The sequence below is a fragment of the Comamonas sp. Z1 genome, from assembly GCF_008121555.1.
GTDB classification, from domain to species: domain Bacteria; phylum Pseudomonadota; class Gammaproteobacteria; order Burkholderiales; family Burkholderiaceae_C; genus Comamonas; species Comamonas thiooxydans.
Genome location: NZ_VOQT01000003.1, coordinates 145,323 through 168,982 on the forward strand (window position 1 = coordinate 145,323; position 23,660 = coordinate 168,982).

Here is a 23,660-nt window from a genome sequence, read left to right on the forward strand (position 1 = left end):
CGTGAACAAAGCCCGGGCCCGTTCACCGGCCAGGACGCTATTTGCGCAGCTGCCGGAGGATATGCTCCAGCACCTTCCATGGCTCGGTCTGGTCGGCCATCGCCACGGGCACGCGCAGCTTGCTGCTGGTTGCCTGCTGCGGCGAAAACAGCAGGCCCGGTGCCAGCAGCAGATTGCTCAGCGCCGCCTGACGCGCCAGAACCTCGGTGTCCACGCCGCAATCGACCCAGGCAAAAGTGCCGGCCACGGGTTCGTACTCCGCATGGCAGCCCAGCGCTTCGAGCTTGCGCAGGCAACGCCCGCGCGCGCGGTCCACGCGCTCGCGCAGCCGGTCCACATGCTTGCGAAACGAACCGTCGGCCAGAATATGGTGCACGATCTGCTCCGCCGGCAACGAAGAGGTCAGGCCTGCCAGCAGCTTCATGTCGGTGAGCCGGTGCACATACTCGGGTTTGGCCGCGATATAGCCCACGCGCAGGCCGCCCGACAAGGTCTTGGAATAGCCCCCCACCAGAATCACGCGCTGCAATCTGTCCATGGCCGCCAGCCTCAGCGGCATGGCGCCCAGGAATTCGGCATAGGTGTCGTCCTCTACCAGCAGGAAATCATGGCGTTCGGCAATGCGCAGCACCTCGTGGGCCACGCCGGCAGACAGGCTCAGCCCCGTGGGATTGTGTACCGCCGTGTTGAGGATGAAGAGCTTGGGCTTGTGGCTCTGGGCCAGCGATGCCAGGGCAGCCACATCGGGCCCGCCGGGCAGGCGCGGCACGCCGACCACATTCACACCCATGTACTTGAGCCGCCCGAAGATCAGGAACCAGGCCGGATCTTCGACCAGCACGGTATCGCCGGGCTTGAGAAAGCAGCGCACGACCAGATCCAGCCCGTGGGTCACCCCGCCCACCGTCATGAGATTGGCCTCGGGATGGGCCGGCACCTCCTGGGCTTGCAGATTCGAGGCGATCTGCTGGCGCAATGGCAGAAAGCCCTGTGGATGGCCATAGCTGAGAAAGCTCTGCTCGGCCCGCGCATTGTTACGGGTGATGGCGCGCATGGCGCCCGTGATCAGACCCTGGTCCATCCAGCTCGAAGGCAGGCAGCCCGCCCCCCCGGTGCCCGCGCTGTCATCACGAAAAATGCCGCGCAGCAGATAAGCGGTGTCGAAGTCCGCCGGCTGCGCCGAGGCGGCAGCCACGGCGGCAGGCTCCATCACACGGCGCTGGGCCGCTACATAAAAACCGCTGCCGCGCCGCGATTGCACCAGGCCCTGGGCAGCCAGCTTGTCATAGGCCTGGACCACGGTGTCGCGGCTGACACCTGCGCTTTCCGCCAACGCCCGCACCGAAGGCAGGCGCACGCCCACACGTAGGCCGTGGTTGCGGATCAGCCCGCCGAAATGCTCGACCAACTGCTCCACCAGTCCCACCGCACTGGAGCGCATGGGCTGCCAGCCCAGGGATGCCGTAGCGGCCACAGGCAAGGCTGCCGGGGTCGCTGCCCTGCCGTCGATATGAGCATCCAGCATGAAGTGCTTCCTCAAAGTGTCAGGTCAATTAGAGCAGGCCAGCTCATCAACTGGCCTGCAAAAGTGTACTGATAGTGTACTGACCACAGATCTTAGTATAGAGGCACAACGCTTATGCAGCCCCAAGGTTCACCATGCCATTTCTGCCTGAATCCTCTGCCTTCATTCTGCCTCTGGCCATGTTTGCCTTTGTCAGCTCCGTGACGCCTGGCCCCAATAATGTGATGCTGACGGCCTCGGGGGCCACTTTCGGCTATCGCCGCAGCGTGCCGCATATGCTGGGCATCTGTCTGGGCGTGGTCATCATGGTGCTGCTGATCGGCGCGGGCCTGGGCAAGCTGTTCGAGGCCGAGCCCCGCATCTACACCCTGCTCAAATATGTGGGCGCAGCCTATCTGATCTGGCTGGCATGGAAAATCGCCCGTGCCGGGGGCGTGGACCAGGGCCAGTCGGGCAGCCGCCCGTTCAGCTTCTGGCAGGCCGCCGCTTTCCAGTGGGTCAACCCCAAGGCCTGGATCATGGCCGTGGGCGTGGTGGCGACTTACACACCGCGCGAAGGCTTTTTCGTCAATCTGATGTTGTCGGCCCTTGTTCTGGGCCTGGTCAACTACCCCAGCATCAGCGTCTGGACCCTGTTCGGCAGCACCGTGGGGCGCGCACTGCGCACTCCACAGGCCCTGCGCATGTTCAACGGCGTGATGGCCGGCCTGCTGCTGCTGTCGCTGGTGCCCATCTTTGCCGAGCATGTCTAAACTCGGTCCATGCAATATGACATACGCCAACTGACCGAGTCCGACCTTTGCAGTTATCGCGCCCTGCGCCTGCAAGCCCTGACAGAATGCCCCACCGCCTTCGGTGCCACACCTGCCAGCGAACGGGCACTCGGCGATGCGCAGATACTGAGTCGTTTCGGCAGCACGCCAGGCCAAGCCATGTGGGGAGGCTTTGACGCAGACGGCAGACTCTGCGCCACCCTGGGCATGTATCGCGAGCAGGGAGAAAAGACTGCGCACAAGGGCAATCTCTTTGCCATGTACGTGGCTGCGGCGGCCCGAGGCCAAGGCCTGGCCCGCCGCCTGCTGGAGACGGCTGTTGAGCACGGCAGAGCGCTGAACTTGCGGCAGCTGATGCTGGGCTGCAATGCCGGCAACGGCAACGCACTACGCTTGTATGAGCAGGCAGGTTTTAGCGAATATGGGCTGGAGCCTGCGGCCCTGTATGTGGACGGCGAGTATTTCGACGAGGTGCTGATGGTGATGAAGCTGGACTAGTCCGCACCGCACCGGCCCGTTTCAGCCGGCATGCTTGAACAAGCGGCTTGGCTCAGCGCGCCTGCATCGCAATGATCTGCCGCGCCAGACCGGCGATGGCCTCATCCGAGAGCTGGTCTGTCTCCAGAACCTGGCGCCGGGGCCATTGCTCGAAGTGATTCGACTGGGAGCGCTCGTAGTGCGGGTCGTAGTGGCGCAGCATCAGCTCCTCGAACAGCGAAGGCAGCTCCCCGGCCCGAGCCCATTGCTGCCAGCGGCCCACGGTCTCCTTGCCCTGCAGCTCCTTGAGCCAGCCCAGCTTGGTGGCCAGCACTTCGGGATCATCCCCCAGGTAGGCATAGTCGCGCAGCAGATAGGAAAGGCGTGCGGCGGTCGTCGCACGCACCTCGATGACCGGAGCCATGTGCAGATGCTGCACCAGCACCAGTGGCAGGCCGACGCGACCGATCTTGGCGCTCTCGCCTTCCAGATAAACGGGACGCGAGAGATCGAATCTCTCCAGCTGCTCGGCAATCAGGGTCTCGAAACGCTTCTGGCTGGGCTGCTCGATGCCGGGCAGACCGCCCAGCAAGGAGCCCTTGTGGCTGGCATAGCCCTCCAGATCCAGCACCTGCTCGCCGCTTTGGGCCAGCGCATGCAGCACGCGGGTCTTGGCCGAGCCGGTGGCACCGCAGAGCACGCGCATCTGCAGCTTAGGCACCAGGCTTTCAAGCTGCGCAATCACATGGCCGCGAAACGCCTTGTAGCCGCCGGCCAGTTGCTGGGCATCCCAGCCGACCAGACGCAGCCAGGTCACCATGGAGCCGCTGCGCAGGCCACCGCGCCAGCAATAGACCAGGGGCTTCCAGTTGGCAGGCTTGTCGGCAAAGGTTTCACGCAGATGGCGCGCCAGATTGGCCGACACATAGGCCGCCCCCAGACGCTTGGCCTCAAAAGGGCTGACCTGCTTGTAGATGGTGCCGATCTCGGCACGCTCGGCATTGCTCAGTACCGGACAGTTGATGGAGCCGGGGATATGGTCCTGCTCAAACTCGGCGGGCGAGCGGGCATCGATCAGGGCATCAAACTGGTGACGTTCGGGAACGCGAACGGGCTGGCGGTGGGACACGGCAGACTATCCATGGCTGCGCCTGACAGCCTGCATGGCTGCCGGGCAATGGCGTGTGGTCGGGCGCAAAGCGGGAATCGCGACAATGCGACGATTCGACCTGAGGCTCGGCAACATGAAAAACCTGCAGTCTCATCTCAAGATGAAGCCGGCAGGCCACGAAGCAAGGGCGTGGATCGAGCCTCGATACGCACAACGGCCGCGGCATGATTTCCCGCAACAGTCATTCCCTGTGTGGGGGCATTTTCGCAGATATGCGGGGCTGCTTCAGCCACGGCCCCAAAACTGCACAGGGCGCAGCTGCTTGCACAACTGCGCCCTGTGTGAGGTCAAGTCAAGCTCCAGTACTTATGCGTCAAGCGCCTAGAGCTATCAGAATGATCAGGCTTGGCTATCCTGGCGCGCAAAGTATTCGCGCGTGAGCTGCACGATCACGGGTGAGAGCAGCAGCAGCGAGATCAGATTGGGAATCGCCATCAGCGCGTTCAGCGTATCGGCGACCAGCCAGGCAAAGTCCAGCGTGGCCACGGCACCCACAAAGGCGCTGATGGTCCAGAGGATGCGGAAGGGCTTTTCACAGATGGTGCCGACCAGATAGGTCCAGCATTTTTCACCGTAATAGGCCCAGCCCAGAATCGTGGTGAAGGCAAACACCGACAGCGAAACGGCCAGCACATATTTGCCCACGCCGGGCATGGCGGCCTCGAAGCTCTGGGTGGACAGCACGGCCCCGGTTGCGCCGGAATTCCAGACGCCGCTGACCACGATGGCCAGCCCGGTCATGGTGCAGACGATGATGGTGTCGATGAAGGTGCCCATCATGCCTACCAGCCCCGAGAAAACGGGGTCTCGCGTGGCACCCGCAGCCTGGGCGATGCCGGCCGTGCCCAGGCCCGCTTCGTTGGAAAAGATGCCGCGTGCCACGCCCATGCGGATGGCCATCAGCACCGTCGATCCCAGAAAGCCGCCCGTTGCCGCCGTGGGGCTGAAGGCCTGCTCGAAGATCAGTGCAAACGCCGCCGGAATGCGGTCGAAGTACACGCCCAGCACATAGAGCACGCAGATCACATAGGCCACGCACATGGCAGGCACCAGCTTTTCGGCCACCGCGCCGATGCGGGTGATGCCACCCAGCACCACGGCGCCGGTAAGCACGGCCAAGCCCAGGCCTGTGATCCAGCTCTCCAGGCCGAAAGCCGTGTGCATGGCCGATGCAATACCGTTGGACTGCACCATGGAGCCGATGCCGAAACCGGCCAGACCGCCAAAGATGGCAAACAGCGTACCCAGCCATTTCCACTTGCTGCCCAGACCGTTCTTGATGGCGTACATCGGGCCGCCCACCCACTGGCCGTGGTCGTTTTTCTCGCGGTACTTCACCGCCAGCACCACCTCGCCATACTTGGTAGCCATGCCCAGCAGCGCCGTCATCCACATCCAGAACAGTGCGCCCGGGCCGCCCACGGCAATGGCCGTGGCCACGCCGGCAATATTGCCCGTGCCCACGGTGGCGGACAGTGCCGTCATCAGCGCAGCATAGGGAGTGATGTCGCCATCGGCCTTGTCGCCGGGACGGCGGCTACGCCAGATCATGCGAAAGCCGCGCACGATGTTGCGCAGCGGCATGAAGCCCAGGCGGATCTGCAGATAAAAACCCGTGCCGAGAATCAGCACGATCATGGGAACGCCCCAGACAATATCGTTGAGGGCTTTGAAGAGTTGGGTTAACCAGTCCATTGAGTGTCGTCTGCCGCAGCCAGCTTTCGCCTGCGGTCCATTGAATGGCAACAGTCCCGGAACATGTCTTTCACCCATGAGCGGCGAGTGCGGCAACCGCAAGAGGCCCGTGTGAGGCCCACGCACAGCGCACTATTCCTGTTTGCCGGTTGGCAAAGTGCCCTACTTTAATCCAGTCTGCGATCGCTTTTGGGCTGCCGCGGCCTATGGACTCGCACAAGTGCGCAAAATCACGGTCAGCGTCTTCACGGCACTCACTTGCGCGGGCGCAGCAGCATTTCGTCGCCGCTCATCTGCACATCGAAGAAGCGCAGAAAGTTCTGGCCCAGCAAGGCGTCTTCGCTGTCGTCACCCGTATAGCCCGTGCCCACGCGCACATCGCGCACACGCAGGCTGGCAATGCGGACCTCGTCGGCGGTGACGATGCGGCCGTCACGCTCGCCGTTGGCCGTGCGAAAACGCACTTTCTCGCCACCCTCCAGGCCGGCACGCTCGGCCAGCGCATCGGTCACGCTGACCGAGGTGGCACCGGTATCGACCATAAAGGTGACGGGCTGATCGTTGACATAGCCCTTGACGCGGAAGTGCCCGTCCATGCCGCGCTCTATGCGCACCGTGCCGTCGGCCATGACCTTGGCCTGGGCCGGCTTGAGGAAATGCTGCATGGCCAGATACATCGCAGCCATGACCACCAGCCAGAACAGCAGAAACAGCATGGTGCTGCGCCGTGCCACGGATTGCGGGGAAGGCTCGGACTCTGGCGAGGACTGGGGCGGCGGCGTGACATTCAGGCGCATGGGCAGGCAAACAAGCTGAGGACAATGCGGCCATTTTGCCAAGACCGGCGCCAAGGTCATACCCAACCATTACGGCGCCGGCGCCGCTACCGCGCTTACATTGAAGCTTGTTTGCAAATCTACCGGCCTGCAAGGTCGCCCAATATGAACACATCCAAGCTGCCCGCCCTGGTGCTGCACTATATTTTCGATCCTCTGTGCGGCTGGTGCTATGCCGCCGCCCCGCTGGTCAAGGCCGCGCGCGAAGTGCCCGGCATCGAGGTTCAATGGCATGCCGGCGGCATGCTGACTGGCGCCCACACGCGCACCATCACCGCAGACTGGCGTGACAAAGTCATGCCCAGCGACCAGCGCATTGCCGAGATGACGGGCCAGCCTTTTGGCGATGCCTATCTCAACGGCCTGCTCAATGACATTGGCGCGCCGCTGGACTCCGAGCCCCCAACCACGGCCCTGCTGGCCGCCGAAGCGCTGGCCGGCAAGGGCCTGGAGATGCTGGCTGCCGAGCAGAAAGCCCACTATGTGGAAGGCCGCCGCATCAGCGAGCCCGCCGTGCTGCGCGAGCTGGCAGCCGGCATCGATCTGGACAGCGCGGCCTATGACGCAGCCTACGCCGAGCAAAGCGGCGCGGCCACGCAAAAGCATATCGCCGAAAGCCGCGAATGGCTGGGCATGGTGCAGGGCCAGGGCTTTCCCACCCTGGCCCTGGAGTTCGACCACCCCGAGCAGGCCGGCCAACGCGCCGTGCAGCGCATCGAAATCGGCGAATGGCTGGGCGATGTCGACGGCTGGAAGCAGCAACTGGCCGCCTGGGCCGAGCAGATTGCCGAGCTCAATCAGCAGCAGGCCGGCGACACCGACACCAGTGGCGACCCCAGTTGCGGCCCCGACGGCTGCGAGCTGCCACCGCGCTGAGCGGCACACGCCTGCGCGGCAGATACTCTTTTATTCATAGCTTGCAGTGCTTGATATTTAAAGATTTCAGGCATTATTCAATCTAAATTCCTTATCTATTAAGTGCAAGCAGCTATCTTTTTTAATCCCTCTGCCGACGACTCCGCACCCTGACGCTATTGCCTTCGCTATTGCGGCAGGGCATAGGCGATCACATAGTCACCGCGCTTGGGCGACTGGCGTGCGCCACCGGCGGTGATCACCACATACTGCCTGCCGGTTCTGGGCGAGACATAACTCATCGGCCCGCCCTGGCTGCCCACGGGCAGGCGCGAGCGCCAGATCTCCTTGCCGTTGGCGCTGTCGAAGGCGCGCAGATAAAAGTCCTGTGTGCCAGCGAAGAACACCAGCCCTGACTTGGTGACCATGGAGGGACCCAGCGTGGGCATGCCGATGGGAATTGGCAGCCACATGGGAATGCCCAGAGGACCGGTGTCACGCACCGTGCCCACGGGCACCTGCCATTTGATCTGCCGCGATTTCAGATCCACGGCCGTCATGGTGCCAAAGGGCGGCTTCTGACAGGGAATGCCCAGCGGCGACAGAAAGCGCTGGCGCATGGCACCAAACGGCGTGCCCTCCTGGGGCACGGCCCCCATCTCGATGCCGCTGGCGCCGGGCTTCATATCGGCGCGCGCGATCATGTAGTTCGCCAGACCCAGGCGCATATCGTTGACGAACATAGTCTGGCTGATCGGGTCTATGGAGACGCTGCCCCAGTTCATGCCGCCCAAGGAACCGGGAAACTGCAGCGTCGGCCCCATGCCCGGCGGCGTGAACACGCCTTGATGCTGCATGTCCTTGAAGGCAATCCGACACAGCAGTTGGTCGAAAGGCGTGGCGCCCCACATATCGGACTCCTTGAGAGTCTGGTTGCCGATATTGGGCATGCCCGTGGAATGCGGCTGGGTCGGCGCATAGCGCTCGCCGGGTACATGGCCTTGCGGCACGGGCAGCTCCTGCACCTCTGCCAGAGGCTCGCCGGTCTCGCGGTTGAGCATGAAGATCATGCCCTGCTTGGTCACCTGCAGCAGCGCGGGGTCCACCCCGCCCTGGGCATTGCTCACATCGACCAGAGCGGGCTGGGACGGAATGTCGAAGTCCCACAGATCGTGGTGCACGGTCTGGTAGAGCCAGCGCGGCTTGCCGGTCCTGATGTCCATGGCCACGATGGCGGAGCTGTTCTTCTCCATCTCCGCTGTGCGCTGGGCCGCATAGAAGTCCGGCGTCGCATTGCCCGTGCCCAGATAGGCCAGGCCCAGTCTGGCGTCATAGGACATGCCGCCCCAGACATTGGGCGAGTTGCGGGTATAGGTCTGTCCCTGCGGCGGCAGCCCGGTGATGTCGGCATTGCCCGGGTCCCAGGCCCAGACCAGCTTGCCGCTGTGCACATCGAAGGCTCGCACCACGCCCGAGGGCTCGTCGGTCGAGAAATTGTCAGCCACGCGCCCACCCACGATCACTAGGTTCTCGGCCACCAGCGGCGCCGAGGTCTGCTGATACCAGCCCTGCTTGACCTCGCCCATGCCCTGGGTCAGATCCAGCACGCCGTCCTTGCCGAAGTCGGTGCATGGCTTGCCCGAATCGGGATCGAGCGCGATCAATCGCGCATCGATGGTGGGCAGAAACAGACGACGCCTGCAGCCTGGCGCAACATCTCCGGGCTTGCCGAGGGCACCCGAGGCCTTGATTGCGGCCTCATTGCCATCGAAGTAACCCAGACCTCTGCAGCGCTGCCAGTTGGGTGACTTGGCCTCGGGGTCGAATTTCCACTTCTCCTCGCCCGTGTCCACATCCAGCGCCAGCACCTTGCCGTAGGCCGTGCAGACATACAGGCGCTCCCCGATCTGCTGCGGCGTGTTCTGGTCTTCGGCACCCGAGCCCGTGCTCTGTGGCACATCGCCGGTGCGTGCGGTCCAGGCCACGGCCAGCTTGCCGACATTGTCCCGGCTGATCTGCTCGACAGCAGCAAAGCGCTGTCCTGCGGGGCCCTGCCCCCAGTCCGTCCAGTCCGAGGCCTTGATCTCCATGGAGCCTACCGACGGCACCTCGGTGACCTCGGGGGCAATCACGCCCTTGGGCGAGAAGGCACTGACGGCCGTCGCGACGATGCTCAGGCCCAGCACCACCACCGACACTGCGGCTCCCAGGCGGCCATAATCGTTCATGACCAGCTTGCCCGCCTCAAGCTGCGCATAGCCCAGGGCCACCAGCAGGCCCAGCACGGCAAACACCATCAGACGCGACACCAGCGGCCAGAACTCCCAGCCCGCATCCCACCAGGCCCAGACCAGGGTCAGCACAAAGGCCAGCGCATAGAGATGGGCGCCGGCCCTGCGCCGCGCCAGCAGCAGTGTGGCCGATGCCAGCATCGCCAGCCCCATCAGCACAAAGTACCAGCTGCCTCCCTTGCCGAGCAGAATGCCGCCGCCTATGGTCAGGTACAGACCCATGAGCAGCATCAGCAACCCCACTGCAAGCCAGTACCAGCGCCCGTCATTGGATGAAGGAGCCATAGCCTCACCTGAAATTAATTGCCATTTGTGTATTGCACGCCTTAACGCCGATACACATCGACATACTTTCGAGGCTTTGCACGCCAGCCTCAGGACTACAAGCGCCAGGTAAGAAGGTATAAAAAAACCGCACCGTTGAAACGGTGCGGCCGCTGAGATGGCAGTGCCGGCAGATCTTCAGAGCTGCCAGGCAGGCGGCTCAGCTCAGTCCATCATCGAGATCACCACATCCCCGAAGCCCGAGCAGGACACCTGGGTCGCACCGTCCATCAGACGGGCGAAGTCATAGGTCACATGCTTGCTCTGGATGGCTTTTTCCAGCGACTCGACGATCAGATCCGCAGCCTCGCGCCAGCCCATATGGCGCAGCATCATCTCGGCGCAGAGAATCATGGAGCCCGGATTCACATAATCCTTGCCCGCATAGCGCGGCGCCGTGCCGTGGGTGGCTTCGAAGCAGGCAATGCTCTCCGACAAGTTGGCACCGGGAGCAATGCCGATCCCGCCCACCTGCGCGGCCAGCGCATCCGAGATGTAGTCGCCGTTGAGGTTGAGCGTGGCCACCACCGAATATTCGGCCGGACGCATCAGAATCTGCTGCAAGAAGGCGTCGGTGATCGAGTCCTTGATGACGATGTCCTTGCCCGTCTTCGGGTGCTTGATGCGGCACCAGGGGCCGCCGTCGATCAGCTCGGCACCGAACTCGCGCTGCGCCAGGGCATAGCCCCAGTCACGGAAAGCGCCTTCCGTGTACTTCATGATGTTGCCCTTGTGAACCAGGGTCACACTGGGCTTGTTGTTGTCGATGGCGTACTGGATGGCCTTGCGCACCAGGCGCTCCGTGCCCTCGCGCGAGACGGGCTTGATGCCGATGCCCGAGGTTTCGGGAAAGCGGATCTTGTTGGCGCCCATTTCCTTGGCCAGGAAGTCGATGAGCTTTTTCGCCTTCTCGCTGCCGGCCGCGTATTCGATGCCCGCGTAGATGTCCTCCGAGTTCTCGCGGAAGATCACCATATTCGTCTTCTCGGGCTCCTTGAGCGGCGAAGGCACGCCCTTGAAGTACTGCACGGGGCGCAGGCAGACATAAAGATCCAGCTCCTGGCGCAGCGCCACGTTCAGCGAGCGGATGCCGCCGCCCACTGGCGTGGTCAGCGGGCCCTTGATGGACACGGCATAGTCGCGCACGGCGGCCACGGTTTCCTCGGGCAGCCAGACATCGGGGCCGTAGATGCGCGTGGCCTTCTCACCCGCATACACCTCCATCCAGGCAATCTTGCGCTGCCCGCCATAGACCTTGGCAACGGCTGCGTCTGCCACCTTGCGCATCACCGGCGTCACATCAACACCGACACCATCGCCCTCGATGAAGGGAATGATGGGTTGGCTCGGAACATTCAGTGTCTTGTCCGCGTTGACGCTGATCTTCTCCCCTTGCGGCGGAACCTGGATGTGCTGGGACGTGCTCATGTTGTGGAATCTCCTAGTCTTGAATACTGCGCGGTGGCGCACCTTTTTGGTGCTATTTTGTTGCCCCCGATTTTGGCACCTTGCTCTAAGCAAATTTTAAGAAATACAGCATAAAAACCTGTCAACGGCGGCACAGAGCTGCCGTTGAGAGGGTGTGGGGGACAGATGGGCTGCTCCTCACTTCAACCTGAAACCTGGCATTGCCGCATCTTTAGGAAATTGGCATATATGAAAAAACTACTCGCTGTCCTGATTGCTGGTTCGTTCGCTGCTGGCGCTTTTGCTCAAGCCGCCGCGCCGGCGCAGCCTGCCACACCTGCCACCCCCGCCGCAACAGCAGCGGCGCCCACCGTCAAGCATATGAAGGCCAAACCTGCCAAAAAGCATCATATGCAGCACAGCAGCAAAAAGATGCACAAGCCAGCCTGATCGCGCGCTGAAAGCCGGTCTGGCGATACCGGCACGCCATGCTTCTGTACGCCGGACCTGACTCACGCCAAAGCCTGCCGAACGGAAAGTTCTGCAGGCTTTGCATTTTGCAGACCGGCTCCGGCCGCCTATTTGCGACAGCGATTTGCACCGCAACCCACGCGGATTGCTATAGGCTTGTGACTTCCGACTTCCTGTTTGGCATGCAAGGCTCATGAAGAACCTCCCCACCAAGACAATCCCCAAATCCGGCTGGCGCGCCCCGCTGCTGGCCCTGGCCTGCAGCGCCCTGCTGGGCCTGTTCGGCAACCCGGCCATGGCCCGCGACGAAGGTCAGCCGCAGACGAATCTGCGCCGCATCGATCTGACGGCCGGCATGTACCGCATCGACACCCAACTGGCCATCACGCCGCAGCAGCGCGAAATCGGTCTCATGTTCCGCAAGGAGATGCCGCAACAGGAAGGCATGCTCTTCGTCTTCGAAGTACCCGGCGTGCAGTGCTTCTGGATGCGCAACACCATCTTGCCGCTGACAGCGGCCTTTGTGGCCGATGACGGCACCATCGTCAATCTGGCCGACATGAAACCCATGAGCGAAGACTCCCACTGCTCGGCCAAGCCCGTGCGCTATGTGCTGGAGATGAACCAGGGCTGGTTTGCCAAGCGCGGCATCAAGGCTGGCACCAAGCTGGGCGGCGCGCCCTTCAATCGCTAAGCACCGCCGGAATCAGCATCCGTCATGCTCTACCAGCCGCAGTTTCCACAGGCACTGAGCGATATCGCTGTTGCACTGCTGCGGAGATTGGACAAATCGCAAGCGCTTGAGTCCTGCCCCGGCTTCACGGTAAGCATCAATGGCGAATTGCTGCATGCACCCTACCGCGTGTACTACGACGAACGTGAGCTGCAGCAATGCATTCAAGAAAGCAGCGGCCCCACACAGCAACTGGCCCTGTGCCTGGGCAGCCGCCACGCCAACGGTAAAGTGCGCGAAGCCTGTCTGCGCCAGTTGCTGGCGTATGACTGCGACTGGGTACTGCCGTTTTTGGTCCGCGCGGCTGGCGAGCATGTACTGGAAATTGCCGAGCATCTGGCAGCCCAGACTCATAGACTTTTGCCAAACAGCTACGGGCGTTTTGCTGCCGAAAACCCCGAATTTGTGATTACCTGCAAGCAGCAGGCCGCCAGTTACTGGGACTGCCACCACCGCCAACGCTATCCGCTGCTGCGTCAGCACCCAGGCATACGATTCCTGCGCTGGGTTGACGAGGCCAGACAGTCACTGCCCCACGCCGATTGATGCCACTCTGCGCAGAACACGCGGACTATGTCGATAGCGGCTGCGCGCTGCCGGTGGGAGCACGCTCTTGAGCATTCGGTAATCGCAGGCACCAAAGTACTGAAAGTTGCGCCGACCTTCGCGCAGCGTCATGTGGTTAGGGCCTGAGTATTCATCCGGGCAGTCCACATCCCAGCCACTGTCTTCCCAGAAGCAGACGCTGCAGATGCTGTACTCGCCACGCTCATCCAGCGAGAAGTAGTCGCAGCACGGGCACTGATACAGCGACATGGAGCACCTTTCATAAATTCGAATGAAATCAAGCTACAGCGCTTATTCATCATACACATACAGCTTCTATTTATATAGCAACTACTGAGGCCGGACACAAAAAAGCCGGAGACCTTTTCAGGTCCACCGGCTTTTTATGAGGCATTGCCTGCACGCAGACGGGGCAACCCGCTCTGCGAGGCAAGCTGGCTTACACCGACGCGATGGCGGCGTTGAAGGTGGCGCTGGGGCGCATCACGGCGTCCAGCTTGGCCACGTCGGGCATGTAGTAGCCGCCGATATCGGCAGCCTTGCCTTGCACTTCCTTCATCTCGGCCACGATCTTGGCTTCGTTCTCGGTCAGGCTCTTGGCCAGAGGTGCGAACTTGGCCGCCAGTGCTGCATCTTCGGTCTGAGCAGCCAGCGCCTGGGCCCAGTACAGAGCGATGTAGAACTGCGAACCACGGTTGTCCAGCTCGCCGGTGCGGCGCGAAGGCGACTTGTCTTCGTCCAGCAGCTTGCCGGTGGCTTCGTCCAGAGTCTTGGCCAGCAGCTTGGCGCGGGCATTGTTTTCCTTGATGCCCAGGTCTTCAAACGAGACGGCTAGAGCCAGGAATTCACCCAGCGAGTCCCAGCGCAGGTGGTTTTCTTCCACCAGTTGCTGCACATGCTTGGGAGCGGAGCCGCCAGCACCGGTTTCGTACATGCCGCCACCGGCCATCAGAGGCACGATGGACAGCATCTTGGCCGAGGTGCCCAGTTCCAGAATCGGGAACAGGTCGGTCAGATAGTCACGCAGAATGTTGCCGGTCACCGAGATGGTGTCCAGACCGCGGGCCACGCGCTCCAGCGTGTAGCGCATGGCGCGCACTTGCGAGAGGATGTGGATTTCCAGGCCGTTGGTGTCGTATTCCTTCAAGTAGGTCTGCACCTTCTTGATCAGCTCGGCTTCGTGGGGACGATAGGGGTCCAGCCAGAACACGGCAGGCATGCCGGAGTTGCGGGCACGGGTCACAGCCAGCTTCACCCAGTCACGGATAGGAGCATCCTTGACCTGGCACATGCGCCAGATGTCGCCAGCTTCCACGTTCTGGCTCAGCAGCACTTCGCCGGTGGCGATGTCCACGATGTTGGCCACGCCGTCTTCGGCGATCTCAAACGTCTTGTCGTGCGAGCCGTACTCTTCGGCCTTTTGCGCCATCAGACCCACGTTGGGCACGGTGCCCATGGTCTTGGGGTCGAAGTTGCCGTGCCACTTGCAGAAGTTGATCACTTCCTGATAGATACGGGCAAAAGTGGACTCAGGCATCACGGCCTTGCAGTCGTAAGGCTTGCCGTCAGCGGCCCACATCTTGCCGCCCACGCGGATCATGGCGGGCATGGAAGCATCCACGATCACGTCGTTGGGCGAATGGAAGTTGGTGATGCCCTTGGCGGAATCGACCATGGCCAGGCGCGGACGGTGCTCCTGGCACTTGTGCAGGTCACGGATGATTTCTTCGCGCTGCGAAGCAGGCAGGGTCTCGATCTTCTCGTACAGATTGGCCATGCCGTTGTTCACGTTCACGCCCAGCTGATCGAACAGCTTGCCATGCTTTTCGAAGGCTTCCTTGTAGAAAATCTTCACGCAGTGACCAAACACGATGGGGTGGGATACCTTCATCATGGTGGCCTTCACGTGCAGCGAGAACAGGATGCCCGACTCGCGGCAGTCTTCGATTTCCTTTTCATAGAAGGCGCACAAGGCCTTCTTGCTCATGAACATGGAATCGATCACTTCTGCTGCCTGCAGCTTGACCTTGTCCTTCAGAACGATGCTGTTGCCGGACTTGGTCTCCAGCACCATCTTCACTTCGCGGGCCTTGTCCAGCGTCATGGACTTTTCGCCGTGGTAGAAGTCGCCCTCTTCCATGTGCGACACATGGGTTTGCGACCACTGCTTCCACTCACCCATGGAATGGGGGTGCTTCTTGGCGTAGTTCTTGACCGCTGCAGGCGCGCGGCGATCCGAGTTGCCTTCGCGCAGCACGGGGTTCACGGCAGAGCCGATGCACTTGTTGTAGCGTGCCTTGATGTCCTTTTCGGCATCGGTCGTGGCGGTTTCAGGATAGTCGGGGATGGCGTAGCCCTTGCCCTGCAATTCCTTGATCGCTTCTTGCAGCTGGCCCACGGATGCGGAGATATTGGGCAGCTTGATGATGTTGGCTTCAGGCGTCAGCGTCAGCTTGCCCAGTTCAGCCAGGTTGTTCGGAGCGCGTTGGGCTTCGGTCAAAAAGTCGGGGAACTCGCCCAAGATACGGCCTGCCAGCGAGATATCGCTGGTCTCCACATTGATGCCGGCCGGTGCTGCGAAAGCACGGATCACGGGCAGGAATGCGCTGGTGGCCAGGCGGGGAGCCTCGTCAGTCAAGGTGTAGATGATGGTGGGTTGCTGCGTACTCATCTCTTGTCTCAGGTTGTGAAAAAAGGGGGAAAGGTGCCTTGGGCCTGCATCCCGGGCTTGCGCAATGGGGCCTGACACAGCGGGACGACACTTTCTTGATGCAATGCGTTCCCACAATACAAAATTCTACGCGCAACCGGGCCGGTTTTTTTAAGTCTTGTACAAGACTCAAGGATTTAGCTCAACTTTCAAAAGGCGTTTTCATTGGGAAACAGGCTTTTTTCCCCGGTTTTCTTCCATGTAAAAAAGTCGCACTGCCGCATTCATTTAGCGGCCATCACAGCCGTGCAAGTTGCGTTGAAGAGTTGCGTTGCGCGGCCTTTGGCACAAATTTGCGCAGCCTTTGGCACAAAGTAGCACAGGCTTTGGCACCAAGGCTGACAGATTGGCAAGCAATACTTCACCACAAGTGTTGCTTTGCTTCATATCAATTGCTCACTGATCCACATAAGACTTCGGATCACTGGCTCATCATCCTCTTCGTCATCTTGGCAAGCGTCGTGCTTTTGACGTATGCCTGTTAGCGCAAGCATTCGCTAACAAGCTGCGCTCAAAATTACTGTATAAATATACAGTCATGAACGCCAAAATTTTGATCCTGCGCGAGTTCGGACGCCTGAAAGTTCCAATAGGAATCGGCAACAAAGCGTCTGGCTCGATCTCCCTTTATCACGAGCACCCCAGCTCATCCGATGAACGCACCGTGCCTGTTCTGCACATTCTTGATGGCAGCAGCGCCTTACCTGCAAAACGCAGGAAGCTCTTTGAGCCACGTATAACGTACATGGGTTCGGGGACCATCAAGTTCAGCGGCCTGGAATATGTAGACGGCGCTTGGTATGCGCAAGAGTGGAGCTGTGACTTCGACTACTGACAACCACCCCACTCTGCTTCGCACGCCAAGCCGATATGGCTTTCCCAATGCGCGCATCCTGCCAGGCAAAGCCAGCGACTACGTCACAGAAGACCACCAAGGGTGGCTTCTGGTAGTCACCATTGGAGGGGGGCTCGTCTACTTCGGACCTGGCCCTGCGAGTGTGGTGCGCTCCCCCGCTCCGTTTTAAAGGCCACGAAGCACCGGATCTGGCAAGGCTTGTCGCTCAGGGATCACTTCTCTGAAGACAGGAACTTCAATCCCACGATGCCTGCCAAGATCAGTGCGAAGCAAATCATTCGCCCAAGGCTCCGGTCCTCGCCCAACATCAAAACGCCGTAAATGGCAGTACCTACTGCACCGATGCCCACCCAAACAGCGTAAGCCGTACCTACCGGAATAGTTCTGGTCGCCAGAGACAGTAGATACATGCTCATCACGATGAATGCTGCGCAAAAAGCGCTAGGACCGAGTTTGGTGAACCCATCTGTTCTAGGCATGGCTGCCGCATAGAAGATTTCACATAGACCAGCTAAAACCAGATAGATCCAACCCAACATGTACTCCCAAAGCGCGCAACTTTACACAACCAGCTCGCGTTAGCGCCATGGAAATATCCTGAATAACCTGATAACTGAATCTACACGCTCACGTCACTTGTGCCGCCACACCTTCACTGACGATACAACCAAGATCAGTGCCAACAGCGGCAGCAGAATTCCTTCAGGAACCACACCCAAAAGCTGACCACCGATACTCGCACCGACGATAGATCCAGCCGCAAGAAGCAAAACAAATCGCTGGTTGTCCTTGATAACTTCGAATGCCTGATGGCGGCTGTACCGGAAGAAGGCGACGAGCATGGTTGGCAAGCTGACAGCCAGTGACATGCTGCCAGCTAGCTTGATATCCAGGCCAAACAGAATGACCAGCGTGGGAATCAGCAATTCGCCACCAGCCACCCCCATGATGGCTGCAACCACTCCGATACCAAAGCCTGCGATGACGCCAGCTACAGCCTGAGCCGTGCCAGTCAGCAAAGGTTGAGAGGCCGCGCTTTGATGTCCAAAGATCAGGACCAAGGCAATCAATACCAGCATGACAGCTAGTGTTTGATAAAGCGTGCGGCTCTTCATGCGAGTCGCCCATGAAGCACCAAACCAGGCCCCCACTAAACTGCCACTCAGCAGATTGACTGCGATGCTCCAGTGGATGGCCAGCTCATCTACCGGCACCGCCTTGCTGCGAAATATCAACGCACTGATAACAACAACCAAGCTCGTGGCCTTGTTCAAAACAACGGCATGCAAGGCTGCAAAGCCAAATAGGCCAATGAGCAGCGGAAGACGAAACTCAGCACCGCCAAGACCTATGAGCCCCCCTAGCGCGCCAACAGCAGCACCTGCTAGAAGCACAGTGAGCCAGTTGCGCGTGAACCGATTGGACGTTGCAGGAGAAGTGTTAGCGGGTGTCATCGTTGTTATGGCTGAAACAGCAGCGATATAAAATTGCAAATATATCGGATTTGCACGCGCGCTCCGCGACAATCAGGCATATGAAAACGACTGTCGAGACTGATTTGCACACACAAGCGACCAAATTTCGGGTCGCTATAAAGCATGGGATCGCGATAGGCCCTGGGAAAGCGGATCTGCTGCAGGCAGTAGAGGTGACAGGTTCGATCGCTGAAGCCAGCAGACAGCTTGGTATGAGCTACCAACGTGCATGGATGTTGGTAAAAGCGATGAACGAGGACTTCGTGGCCCCTCTGGTCAGCAAGCAGAGAGGCGGCTCCAAACAAGGTGGTGCCCAACTTACTGACACAGGCAAGCGGGTGTTGGCCATCTACCGGGCGGCAGAAAGTGATGCTCTTCAGGCCATTGGCCAGCATTTGCCCTCGCTCCAAGCGCTGCTGGCCAATCCATCTGATCAATAGAGCTTGAACTCATGTTCTCCTAGCGGTCGGCATCTGCCGAACACTGATCGTCAAAACAATCCAGCAGGCTCCTCGCTCCTGGCCCAGCTGTAAATCACCAGCTCGCCACGTTCCACGCGGTTCGCGCCGCCACCGACCGTATAGTCGAGTTTCAGAGCCTCCATCTCGAAGTCTTTAAAGCATGCGCGGACGGCAGGATGGTCGTTGATGCTGATGACAGCCTTGCCTTTGATCTCCTTGAGCTTTCTTGCCATCAGCTCGTACTGCTCCCACTCGAACGGCACGCCGTAGCCCTCGGTCTCCCAATAAGGGGGATCAAGATAGAACAGCGTGTGGGCGCGGTCGTAGCGGTCGACACAGGTGGTCCAGTCGAGCTGCTCAATGTAGGTGCCTCCAGCCATGCGCAGATGGGCCGCAGACAGGTTCTCCTCGATCCGTAGCAGATTGATGGCCGGAGCCGTGGTGGCCGTACCAAAGGTCTGGCCAGCCACCTTCCCGCCAAAGCTTTGCTGCTGGAGGTAAAAGAACCGGGCAGCGCGCTGAATATCCGTCAAGGTTTCCGGCCTGGTCTCCTGTAGCCATTTAAAGACCTGCCTACTGGTCAAGGCCCACTTGAACTGCCTCACAAACTCTTCCAGGTGGTGAGTCACCACCCGGTAGAGGTTGACCAGGTCACCGTTGACGTCATTGAGGACTTCGACATCAGCGGGGTGGCGGGCAAAGTAGACCGCAGCCCCTCCAGCGAAGACCTCCACATAGCAGCTATGGGCTGGAAAGCGTTTCAGGAGCAGGTCGATCAAGCGGCGTTTGCCTCCGATCCAGGGCACGATTGGGTTTGTCATTTGCTTCAGCTGTTGGCCCTGCTGGGGGCTCTGGTTCGGTGCTCACGGCACTCAGCTGATTGAAGGCCCCACACCTGGGGCACTTGATGCTCAGGCGCACGTACACGCCCTCGCCTAACTTCTTGCGGCAGTTGCCGCAGCGGATATCGTCCATTTGCAAGCCTTTAAACCTTTAAAACTCTGGTAGGCTCAGCGCGCTCTGTACAGGGTGAGCGGGCCTTGCCAGCTTGCAGGCATGGTCTGCAGTTGGGGCTTGGCTGGGTGTTACAGCACCTGGCCAGGTCGCCCGTTCTTTTTTGGTGGCTACACCTCCCCTTCTGTATAGGTGAGGTTCGGAGCTTCGCCCTCGATCGCTCCATCACGCACAAACACGCGCTGGCCAGCTTGAGCCGAGCCTCGCACCTGCAGGCGGCCACCGCCTGGCAGCTCGATCGTCGCAATCCCGTTGACCACAAAGGCCACTGTCCCCACCAGCAAAGGCTTGGGCGACTGCAAATCCATGAACTGCTTGTAGAGGTTAGGCATGGGTCTCAACCTCCAGCGTCTGACGCAGCCTAGGAGCTGACCAACTGATCGATGTCGACCGCACAACACCCATCACGGTCTCCGGCCCCAGGTAGCGAATAAATTGCCCAGGCAGAATCACACCGGTCTCGGGCAGCACCTGCATGGATAGCGACACCCGCGCCTGGCGGCCTGTGTCGGCAAGCTCTGCCAGGCCGCGCTGCCTATGCACTGTGGAGTCCGTGATCAAGGCATGCATGACCTGGGGCGCAATCAAGTCGCTAGCGGTTCCGGCCCGTGTAATGGGGCCAAAGACACCCGCGCTCATGCCCCCCACGAACACCCGGTTGTAGTCCGGCTTGTCCAGGAATTCCGTGCCTTCGACCTCTGCCACTGCCCCTGGAATCTCAAAATCCGGTACCACATCACCCCAATGCCAGGGTGCTGCGGGGTACTTGGGCAGGATGCGCAGCACTTGGTCAGTGTTATGGGGCTGCACATAGCCGCCTGCTGCCGCCGCGATATCGTTGATGGCATCGATATAGCTGCCCTGCAGCGTCCAGGCTCCAGCAGGCACTTGCCAGTCCTGCAGTTGCCAGTCGATCCCCCAGCCAATGGAGACGCCGTTGACCTTGAGTACTTCGGCTGCCAGTTGCTGGGCCGTCAGCGTCTGATTCGGGCTGCCGAAAGACATGGACTTTGCCCAAGGCTCGGCCAAGACTGCGGCGAGGCCGCGCCCTGAGACAGACCAGCGCTCCTGCGGCAAGAACCTGCGGTCGCGGCTGATGCGCTCCAGGCGCAGCTTGAAGGGCACGCCATTGACGTTGGCCAGGAACTGCGCAGGGTCGCCATCCGCATCACGGCCAAGGTGCAAAGCCGCATCCTTGTGCAGTGAGGCCGTCCAGTTCCATGTCCAGCTCTGGAAGTCCAGGGACATATTGAAAGCCAGAGCAGGCAGCTCGACGCCGGTATCCAGACGCGTGAGCACGATCTGATTGAGCACGATGTAAACCTTTCGAACGGGAACGATGACCTTGCCGGGCTGTGGCCCTCCATCCTTGCAGCACGCAAAGACCAGCGCGGTCGACACCGCCCAGGGCTTGCAGAACAGCAATTTGATGGGGCCGCCGACCAGCTGCTCATAGCAGCCGGGCTTATCCGGTTCTGGGGGCTTGGTCTGCGACTTGCCAGCCGGTGGCTTCATGGCTTGCTGGTAGCGCGCCTGAAAGCCCCGGTACAGCGGCACCGATGGGCCTGCAACTGTGGTGAACTGGTTCTGCAGGCCCATCGCATCCTGTGCCGTGGCCTCAACCATGCGCCGACGGTCGCGCAGGCTTTCCTGAAACCGCACTGCCCAACCGGCCCGAACGGGCGCAGCATCCTGGGCTGTGGCCTGCAGGCCCTTGCGCACGCTCCGGGCTTCCTGCCAGCGGGCCTGGGCTGCGGCACCAGGCAGTGCCCGCGCCTGCTGAAACCGCCCCTGCAGGGCCACCCCTTGCCTCTGGCCGTCCTGCCAGGCAACGCCGAACTGCTCTTGCAAAGACATGGCATCTTGCGCGGTAGCCGTCCAGCCAGCAGGCAGCGCATCCGTGTCTTGCCAGCCCGAGACCCAACCTTGCGCCAAAGGCTGCGCCTGCTGGGCGCTGGCGGCCACCTCGGCCACCACGGGCCGGGGCGTGTCGGTGTTGTAGCGCACAACCGCACTGCAGCGCAGCCCAGGCATACGGCCCGCAGCAACCAGATCCTTGCGCACATGCACCAGGGACCGGACCCGCAGGCCTGGCATGCGGGCGGCAACGACCAGGGTTTTATCGGGCACCTGCCCGCCACCGCCCTCATCGCCAAACACCAGCTCGACCGGGCTGCCGGTCTTGAGGGCGCGATTAAAGATCAGGTCGACAGCGGCCATCAGTCGATCCTTGTCTCGCCCAGGATGGCCTTGCCGCCTGCATAGAGCTGGGTGCCGGTGCTGCCCAGCAGCTTGAAGTGCCCAGCTCCCGCCTCATCCGTGACCAGGCCGCGCCCGATCAGTTGACCGTCGCCGGTAGCCCAGACACCGATAGCAGCCTGCCCGCTGGTCAAAATCATGTCGCCGCCGCCGCTGGCCTGGGTCAACACCAGGTAGCCCGCCTCGGCGATCTGGCCGCAGGGCTTGGTCAGGGTCAGCGTGACGAGCAGCCGCTCGTCAGCGTCATATAGGGCAATGGTCGAGGCGGCGGGACCGGAGTCCGCAAAGTTGGCCGTAGCCTGCAGGCGGGCCAGTGCGTGGGCTGGCGAGATCTCGAATGCGGGTGAATCACTCATGCGACCTCCGCGAGCTGGTTATTGGCGACGGTCGAGTACTCCTGCAGCTCGTGGTCCCAGGCAATCACGTCCCACTCATAGCGCGTGGAGATATCGCGGAACTCATAGGAGCCGTCCGCCTTGCTCCAGGTCTCGCGGGCCAGATACCCGTCCGCGCTGCGATGCAGGCGCACACGGCGGCGCAGCGGGACATTGGCAGGCGTGTTTTTGCGGGCCACCGTTCCATAGATGCGCCCCTGACCGCCGAACTCTACGTCGATCAGCTTGCGTACACGGTGCGCGTTCATGGCCTGAAGCCCTTGCGAGTCGGGGCTAGAGCCCAGGACAGACAAGAAGCGATTCCGCTGCATGGACAGTGTGCGAGTAATGCGCGGATCGATACACACATTCACAACCTCTGCAGCGGTCAGGGCGCGATTGAATATCGCAAAGGCACTCATCAAAGAGCCAGCTGGCAAGCCAACTTCGCCAGCTCGCGAACCCACATGCAGCTCCGAGCTGTTGTAGATTGGTCCTCCAGAGCCGCCATAGTCTTTGGAGTTCAGCACGCCATCGACATAGAGCCTGCGCCCGATCTGGGCGCTATAGGTGAACAGGATGCGATGGGGCCGACCGTCATTGATCGCGCTACTCGTCATGGTCAGCCCGCCGCCTGCATTTAATCCGCAAGCCACAATGATGCCGCCCGGTACCGCTCCGTATGGGGTCTGGCCTTGGCCTGCGATCTGCAAAGACCAGCCCTGATTGTTGGAGCCATGCTCGGCAATCAAGAGGTTTTCCGCCGTGTCGGTCTGCAGGTCGATGACGACAGAAAAGTCTCCCCCATCCACGCCCTGGGCAGGAATCACCACCAGTCCGCTGGCTTGCGGCTCAAACGAGCCAGACAGCCCGACGGTGATCACCGTCGAAGACGTGACGCCACCCGTGCGGGTGCCGGTACGCGATCCAACCAGATCGGCTTGCGTTGCGCCCGCCGCATCCAGACCCCAGGCTCCTGCCGGCGAGGCGGCCAGGATCTGCGACAGCACATTGCCGCCCTCCCGGAACCATGCACCACCGGATACCAGCGCAGGCCATGCCGTGTAGGGCTGAGTCGTGCCGGGACGCAGCACCGTCATCCGGCTTGGAAGCCAAGTCCCACCGACATAGACCTCATCCACTCGCTCACCCGCGAGGTCGACCTGTATCCAGAACCCAGGCGCACGGACATCAGACGCGGCCCAGCGGCAGCCTGTGGCGGGGTTGCCGTCGAGCAGGCTGGAGACATCGCCAGCCTGCGGGGGCAGGCTGCAGGAGATCGTCGCACCCGCATCGACGCGCTGACCTTGCGCCCACAGCTGCAGCTCGGAGATGTCCAGCCACTCCCCTCGCGCATCGATGCCGATCAAGCGAAACGCTGCCATC

At 61.2% G+C, this 23,660-nt stretch carries 25 protein-coding genes; 9 read left to right on the forward strand and 16 right to left on the reverse strand.

All coding sequences use genetic code 11. The features are described 5' to 3' along the window. Positions 1-37: 37 nt before the first annotated feature. The gene (locus FSY45_RS07295; protein WP_046460198.1) at positions 38-1,525 is read right to left on the reverse strand and encodes a PLP-dependent aminotransferase family protein; all 1,488 of its coding nucleotides are present in this window, start codon (positions 1,523-1,525) and stop codon (positions 38-40) included. Positions 1,526-1,659: 134 nt separating this feature from the next. Here FSY45_RS07295 and FSY45_RS07300 point away from each other — a divergent pair, with 134 nt between their 5' ends. After that, complete coding sequence (locus FSY45_RS07300; RefSeq protein ID WP_012838790.1) at positions 1,660-2,277, forward strand: LysE family translocator; 618 nt, start codon at positions 1,660-1,662, stop codon at positions 2,275-2,277. A gap of 9 nt (positions 2,278-2,286) precedes the next feature. After that, positions 2,287-2,796 (forward strand): GNAT family N-acetyltransferase, encoded by a 510-nt coding sequence (locus FSY45_RS07305; protein ID WP_012838791.1) that lies wholly within the window; start codon positions 2,287-2,289, stop codon positions 2,794-2,796. A 52-nt stretch (positions 2,797-2,848) separates the two neighbouring features. Here the strand turns inward: FSY45_RS07305 and mnmH are convergent, their stop codons facing one another. The 3 genes from mnmH to FSY45_RS07320 all read right to left on the reverse strand — a co-directional run bounded on the left by mnmH (position 2,849) and on the right by FSY45_RS07320 (position 6,438). Beyond that, positions 2,849-3,904, reverse strand: a complete 1,056-nt coding sequence (gene mnmH, locus FSY45_RS07310; RefSeq protein ID WP_046460197.1) for a tRNA 2-selenouridine(34) synthase MnmH — start codon at positions 3,902-3,904, stop codon at positions 2,849-2,851. A gap of 381 nt (positions 3,905-4,285) precedes the next feature. Continuing rightward, a complete protein-coding gene (locus FSY45_RS07315; RefSeq protein WP_046460196.1) occupies positions 4,286-5,641 on the reverse strand; it encodes a sodium:alanine symporter family protein in 1,356 nt (451 codons plus the stop codon). Positions 5,642-5,895: 254 nt separating this feature from the next. Next, positions 5,896-6,438, reverse strand: a complete 543-nt coding sequence (locus FSY45_RS07320) for a TIGR02281 family clan AA aspartic protease (protein ID WP_046460195.1) — start codon at positions 6,436-6,438, stop codon at positions 5,896-5,898. 144 nt (positions 6,439-6,582) lie between these two features. On the opposite strand from FSY45_RS07320, the gene FSY45_RS07325 reads away from it, so the two are divergent. Then, a complete protein-coding gene (locus FSY45_RS07325; protein ID WP_046460194.1) occupies positions 6,583-7,353 on the forward strand; it encodes a DsbA family protein in 771 nt (256 codons plus the stop codon). A gap of 167 nt (positions 7,354-7,520) precedes the next feature. Here FSY45_RS07325 and FSY45_RS07330 read toward each other — a convergent pair whose 3' ends face one another. Next, entirely contained in the window at positions 7,521-9,908 is a 2,388-nt protein-coding gene (locus FSY45_RS07330) for a membrane-bound PQQ-dependent dehydrogenase, glucose/quinate/shikimate family (protein WP_046460193.1), read from the reverse strand. 204 nt (positions 9,909-10,112) lie between these two features. Further along, on the reverse strand, positions 10,113-11,375 hold the full coding sequence (gene icd, locus FSY45_RS07335; RefSeq protein ID WP_003067439.1) for an NADP-dependent isocitrate dehydrogenase: 1,263 nt from the start codon (positions 11,373-11,375) through the stop codon (positions 10,113-10,115). A gap of 165 nt (positions 11,376-11,540) precedes the next feature. Here icd and FSY45_RS07340 point away from each other — a divergent pair, with 165 nt between their 5' ends. The 3 genes from FSY45_RS07340 to FSY45_RS07350 all read left to right on the forward strand — a co-directional run bounded on the left by FSY45_RS07340 (position 11,541) and on the right by FSY45_RS07350 (position 13,104). After that, a complete protein-coding gene (locus FSY45_RS07340; protein ID WP_223305595.1) occupies positions 11,541-11,804 on the forward strand; it encodes a hypothetical protein in 264 nt (87 codons plus the stop codon). A gap of 214 nt (positions 11,805-12,018) precedes the next feature. Then, positions 12,019-12,519, forward strand: coding sequence for a DUF192 domain-containing protein (locus FSY45_RS07345; protein WP_046460192.1), 501 nt, complete (start codon positions 12,019-12,021; stop codon positions 12,517-12,519). Positions 12,520-12,543: 24 nt separating this feature from the next. Continuing rightward, positions 12,544-13,104: a hypothetical protein gene (locus FSY45_RS07350; protein WP_046460191.1), complete on the forward strand. Its 561-nt coding sequence runs from the start codon at positions 12,544-12,546 to the stop codon at positions 13,102-13,104. Here the strand turns inward: FSY45_RS07350 and FSY45_RS07355 are convergent. Further along, entirely contained in the window at positions 13,084-13,374 is a 291-nt protein-coding gene (locus FSY45_RS07355; protein WP_046460190.1) for a CPCC family cysteine-rich protein, read from the reverse strand. The two genes, FSY45_RS07350 and FSY45_RS07355, sit on opposite strands and share 21 nt — an antisense overlap. A 190-nt stretch (positions 13,375-13,564) precedes the next feature. Beyond that, the gene (locus FSY45_RS07360) at positions 13,565-15,796 is read right to left on the reverse strand and encodes an NADP-dependent isocitrate dehydrogenase (protein ID WP_003067431.1); all 2,232 of its coding nucleotides are present in this window, start codon (positions 15,794-15,796) and stop codon (positions 13,565-13,567) included. A 38-nt stretch (positions 15,797-15,834) separates the two neighbouring features. On the opposite strand from FSY45_RS07360, the gene FSY45_RS07365 reads away from it, so the two are divergent. Both FSY45_RS07365 and FSY45_RS07370 read left to right on the forward strand, forming a co-directional pair. Beyond that, positions 15,835-16,320 carry a hypothetical protein gene (locus tag FSY45_RS07365; protein WP_148747980.1) on the forward strand — a complete coding sequence of 162 codons (486 nt, stop codon included), beginning with the start codon at positions 15,835-15,837 and terminating at the stop codon, positions 16,318-16,320. Between the two features lie 53 nt (positions 16,321-16,373). Continuing rightward, complete coding sequence (locus FSY45_RS07370) at positions 16,374-16,670, forward strand: hypothetical protein (RefSeq protein ID WP_148747981.1); 297 nt, start codon at positions 16,374-16,376, stop codon at positions 16,668-16,670. 233 nt (positions 16,671-16,903) lie between these two features. Here FSY45_RS07370 and FSY45_RS07380 read toward each other — a convergent pair whose 3' ends face one another. Beyond that, on the reverse strand, positions 16,904-17,230 hold the full coding sequence (locus tag FSY45_RS07380; RefSeq protein ID WP_304515343.1) for a multidrug efflux SMR transporter: 327 nt from the start codon (positions 17,228-17,230) through the stop codon (positions 16,904-16,906). Positions 17,231-17,323: 93 nt separating this feature from the next. Further along, a complete protein-coding gene (locus FSY45_RS07385) occupies positions 17,324-18,184 on the reverse strand; it encodes a sulfite exporter TauE/SafE family protein (protein WP_255443227.1) in 861 nt (286 codons plus the stop codon). A gap of 41 nt (positions 18,185-18,225) precedes the next feature. On the opposite strand from FSY45_RS07385, the gene FSY45_RS07390 reads away from it, so the two are divergent. Further along, entirely contained in the window at positions 18,226-18,606 is a 381-nt protein-coding gene (locus FSY45_RS07390; protein ID WP_148747983.1) for a winged helix-turn-helix domain-containing protein, read from the forward strand. A 50-nt stretch (positions 18,607-18,656) separates the two neighbouring features. Here the strand turns inward: FSY45_RS07390 and FSY45_RS07395 are convergent, their stop codons facing one another. The 6 genes from FSY45_RS07395 to FSY45_RS07420 all read right to left on the reverse strand — a co-directional run bounded on the left by FSY45_RS07395 (position 18,657) and on the right by FSY45_RS07420 (position 23,659). Continuing rightward, complete coding sequence (locus FSY45_RS07395; RefSeq protein ID WP_148747984.1) at positions 18,657-19,448, reverse strand: DNA adenine methylase; 792 nt, start codon at positions 19,446-19,448, stop codon at positions 18,657-18,659. Then, on the reverse strand, positions 19,369-19,602 hold the full coding sequence (locus FSY45_RS07400; protein WP_148747985.1) for a Com family DNA-binding transcriptional regulator: 234 nt from the start codon (positions 19,600-19,602) through the stop codon (positions 19,369-19,371). The genes FSY45_RS07395 and FSY45_RS07400 overlap by 80 nt, the downstream gene beginning before the upstream one ends. A gap of 149 nt (positions 19,603-19,751) precedes the next feature. Further along, entirely contained in the window at positions 19,752-19,973 is a 222-nt protein-coding gene (locus FSY45_RS07405) for a hypothetical protein (protein WP_148747986.1), read from the reverse strand. After that, positions 19,966-21,861, reverse strand: coding sequence for a hypothetical protein (locus tag FSY45_RS07410; RefSeq protein WP_187427540.1), 1,896 nt, complete (start codon positions 21,859-21,861; stop codon positions 19,966-19,968). Before FSY45_RS07410 ends, FSY45_RS07405 begins: the two co-directional genes overlap by 8 nt. Continuing rightward, a complete protein-coding gene (locus FSY45_RS07415) occupies positions 21,861-22,256 on the reverse strand; it encodes a hypothetical protein (protein WP_148747987.1) in 396 nt (131 codons plus the stop codon). The genes FSY45_RS07410 and FSY45_RS07415 overlap by 1 nt, the downstream gene beginning before the upstream one ends. Continuing rightward, on the reverse strand, positions 22,253-23,659 hold the full coding sequence (locus tag FSY45_RS07420; RefSeq protein WP_187427541.1) for a LamG domain-containing protein: 1,407 nt from the start codon (positions 23,657-23,659) through the stop codon (positions 22,253-22,255). Before FSY45_RS07420 ends, FSY45_RS07415 begins: the two co-directional genes overlap by 4 nt. Position 23,660: the final 1 nt, after the last annotated feature.

What these genes read in the sequence shown, in the direction of transcription:
- FSY45_RS07315 (WP_046460196.1), bottom strand. Translation starts at nt 5,641, where the DNA reads ATGGACTGGTTAACCCAACTCTTCAAAGCCCTCAACGATATTGTCTGG.
- FSY45_RS07410 (WP_187427540.1), bottom strand. Translation starts at nt 21,861, where the DNA reads ATGGCCGCTGTCGACCTGATCTTTAATCGCGCCCTCAAGACCGGCAGC.
- icd (WP_003067439.1), bottom strand. Translation starts at nt 11,375, where the DNA reads ATGAGCACGTCCCAGCACATCCAGGTTCCGCCGCAAGGGGAGAAGATC.
- FSY45_RS07330 (WP_046460193.1), bottom strand. Translation starts at nt 9,908, where the DNA reads ATGGCTCCTTCATCCAATGACGGGCGCTGGTACTGGCTTGCAGTGGGG.
- FSY45_RS07370 (WP_148747981.1), top strand. Translation starts at nt 16,374, where the DNA reads ATGAACGCCAAAATTTTGATCCTGCGCGAGTTCGGACGCCTGAAAGTT.
- FSY45_RS07380 (WP_304515343.1), bottom strand. Translation starts at nt 17,230, where the DNA reads ATGTTGGGTTGGATCTATCTGGTTTTAGCTGGTCTATGTGAAATCTTC.
- FSY45_RS07400 (WP_148747985.1), bottom strand. Translation starts at nt 19,602, where the DNA reads ATGGACGATATCCGCTGCGGCAACTGCCGCAAGAAGTTAGGCGAGGGC.
- FSY45_RS07360 (WP_003067431.1), bottom strand. Translation starts at nt 15,796, where the DNA reads ATGAGTACGCAGCAACCCACCATCATCTACACCTTGACTGACGAGGCT.
- FSY45_RS07415 (WP_148747987.1), bottom strand. Translation starts at nt 22,256, where the DNA reads ATGAGTGATTCACCCGCATTCGAGATCTCGCCAGCCCACGCACTGGCC.
- FSY45_RS07395 (WP_148747984.1), bottom strand. Translation starts at nt 19,448, where the DNA reads ATGACAAACCCAATCGTGCCCTGGATCGGAGGCAAACGCCGCTTGATC.
- FSY45_RS07405 (WP_148747986.1), bottom strand. Translation starts at nt 19,973, where the DNA reads ATGCCTAACCTCTACAAGCAGTTCATGGATTTGCAGTCGCCCAAGCCT.
- FSY45_RS07350 (WP_046460191.1), top strand. Translation starts at nt 12,544, where the DNA reads ATGCTCTACCAGCCGCAGTTTCCACAGGCACTGAGCGATATCGCTGTT.
- FSY45_RS07305 (WP_012838791.1), top strand. Translation starts at nt 2,287, where the DNA reads ATGCAATATGACATACGCCAACTGACCGAGTCCGACCTTTGCAGTTAT.
- FSY45_RS07340 (WP_223305595.1), top strand. Translation starts at nt 11,541, where the DNA reads ATGGGCTGCTCCTCACTTCAACCTGAAACCTGGCATTGCCGCATCTTT.
- FSY45_RS07355 (WP_046460190.1), bottom strand. Translation starts at nt 13,374, where the DNA reads ATGTCGCTGTATCAGTGCCCGTGCTGCGACTACTTCTCGCTGGATGAG.
- FSY45_RS07295 (WP_046460198.1), bottom strand. Translation starts at nt 1,525, where the DNA reads ATGCTGGATGCTCATATCGACGGCAGGGCAGCGACCCCGGCAGCCTTG.
- FSY45_RS07390 (WP_148747983.1), top strand. Translation starts at nt 18,226, where the DNA reads ATGAAAACGACTGTCGAGACTGATTTGCACACACAAGCGACCAAATTT.
- FSY45_RS07320 (WP_046460195.1), bottom strand. Translation starts at nt 6,438, where the DNA reads ATGCGCCTGAATGTCACGCCGCCGCCCCAGTCCTCGCCAGAGTCCGAG.
- FSY45_RS07325 (WP_046460194.1), top strand. Translation starts at nt 6,583, where the DNA reads ATGAACACATCCAAGCTGCCCGCCCTGGTGCTGCACTATATTTTCGAT.
- FSY45_RS07345 (WP_046460192.1), top strand. Translation starts at nt 12,019, where the DNA reads ATGAAGAACCTCCCCACCAAGACAATCCCCAAATCCGGCTGGCGCGCC.
- FSY45_RS07420 (WP_187427541.1), bottom strand. Translation starts at nt 23,659, where the DNA reads ATGGCAGCGTTTCGCTTGATCGGCATCGATGCGCGAGGGGAGTGGCTG.
- FSY45_RS07300 (WP_012838790.1), top strand. Translation starts at nt 1,660, where the DNA reads ATGCCATTTCTGCCTGAATCCTCTGCCTTCATTCTGCCTCTGGCCATG.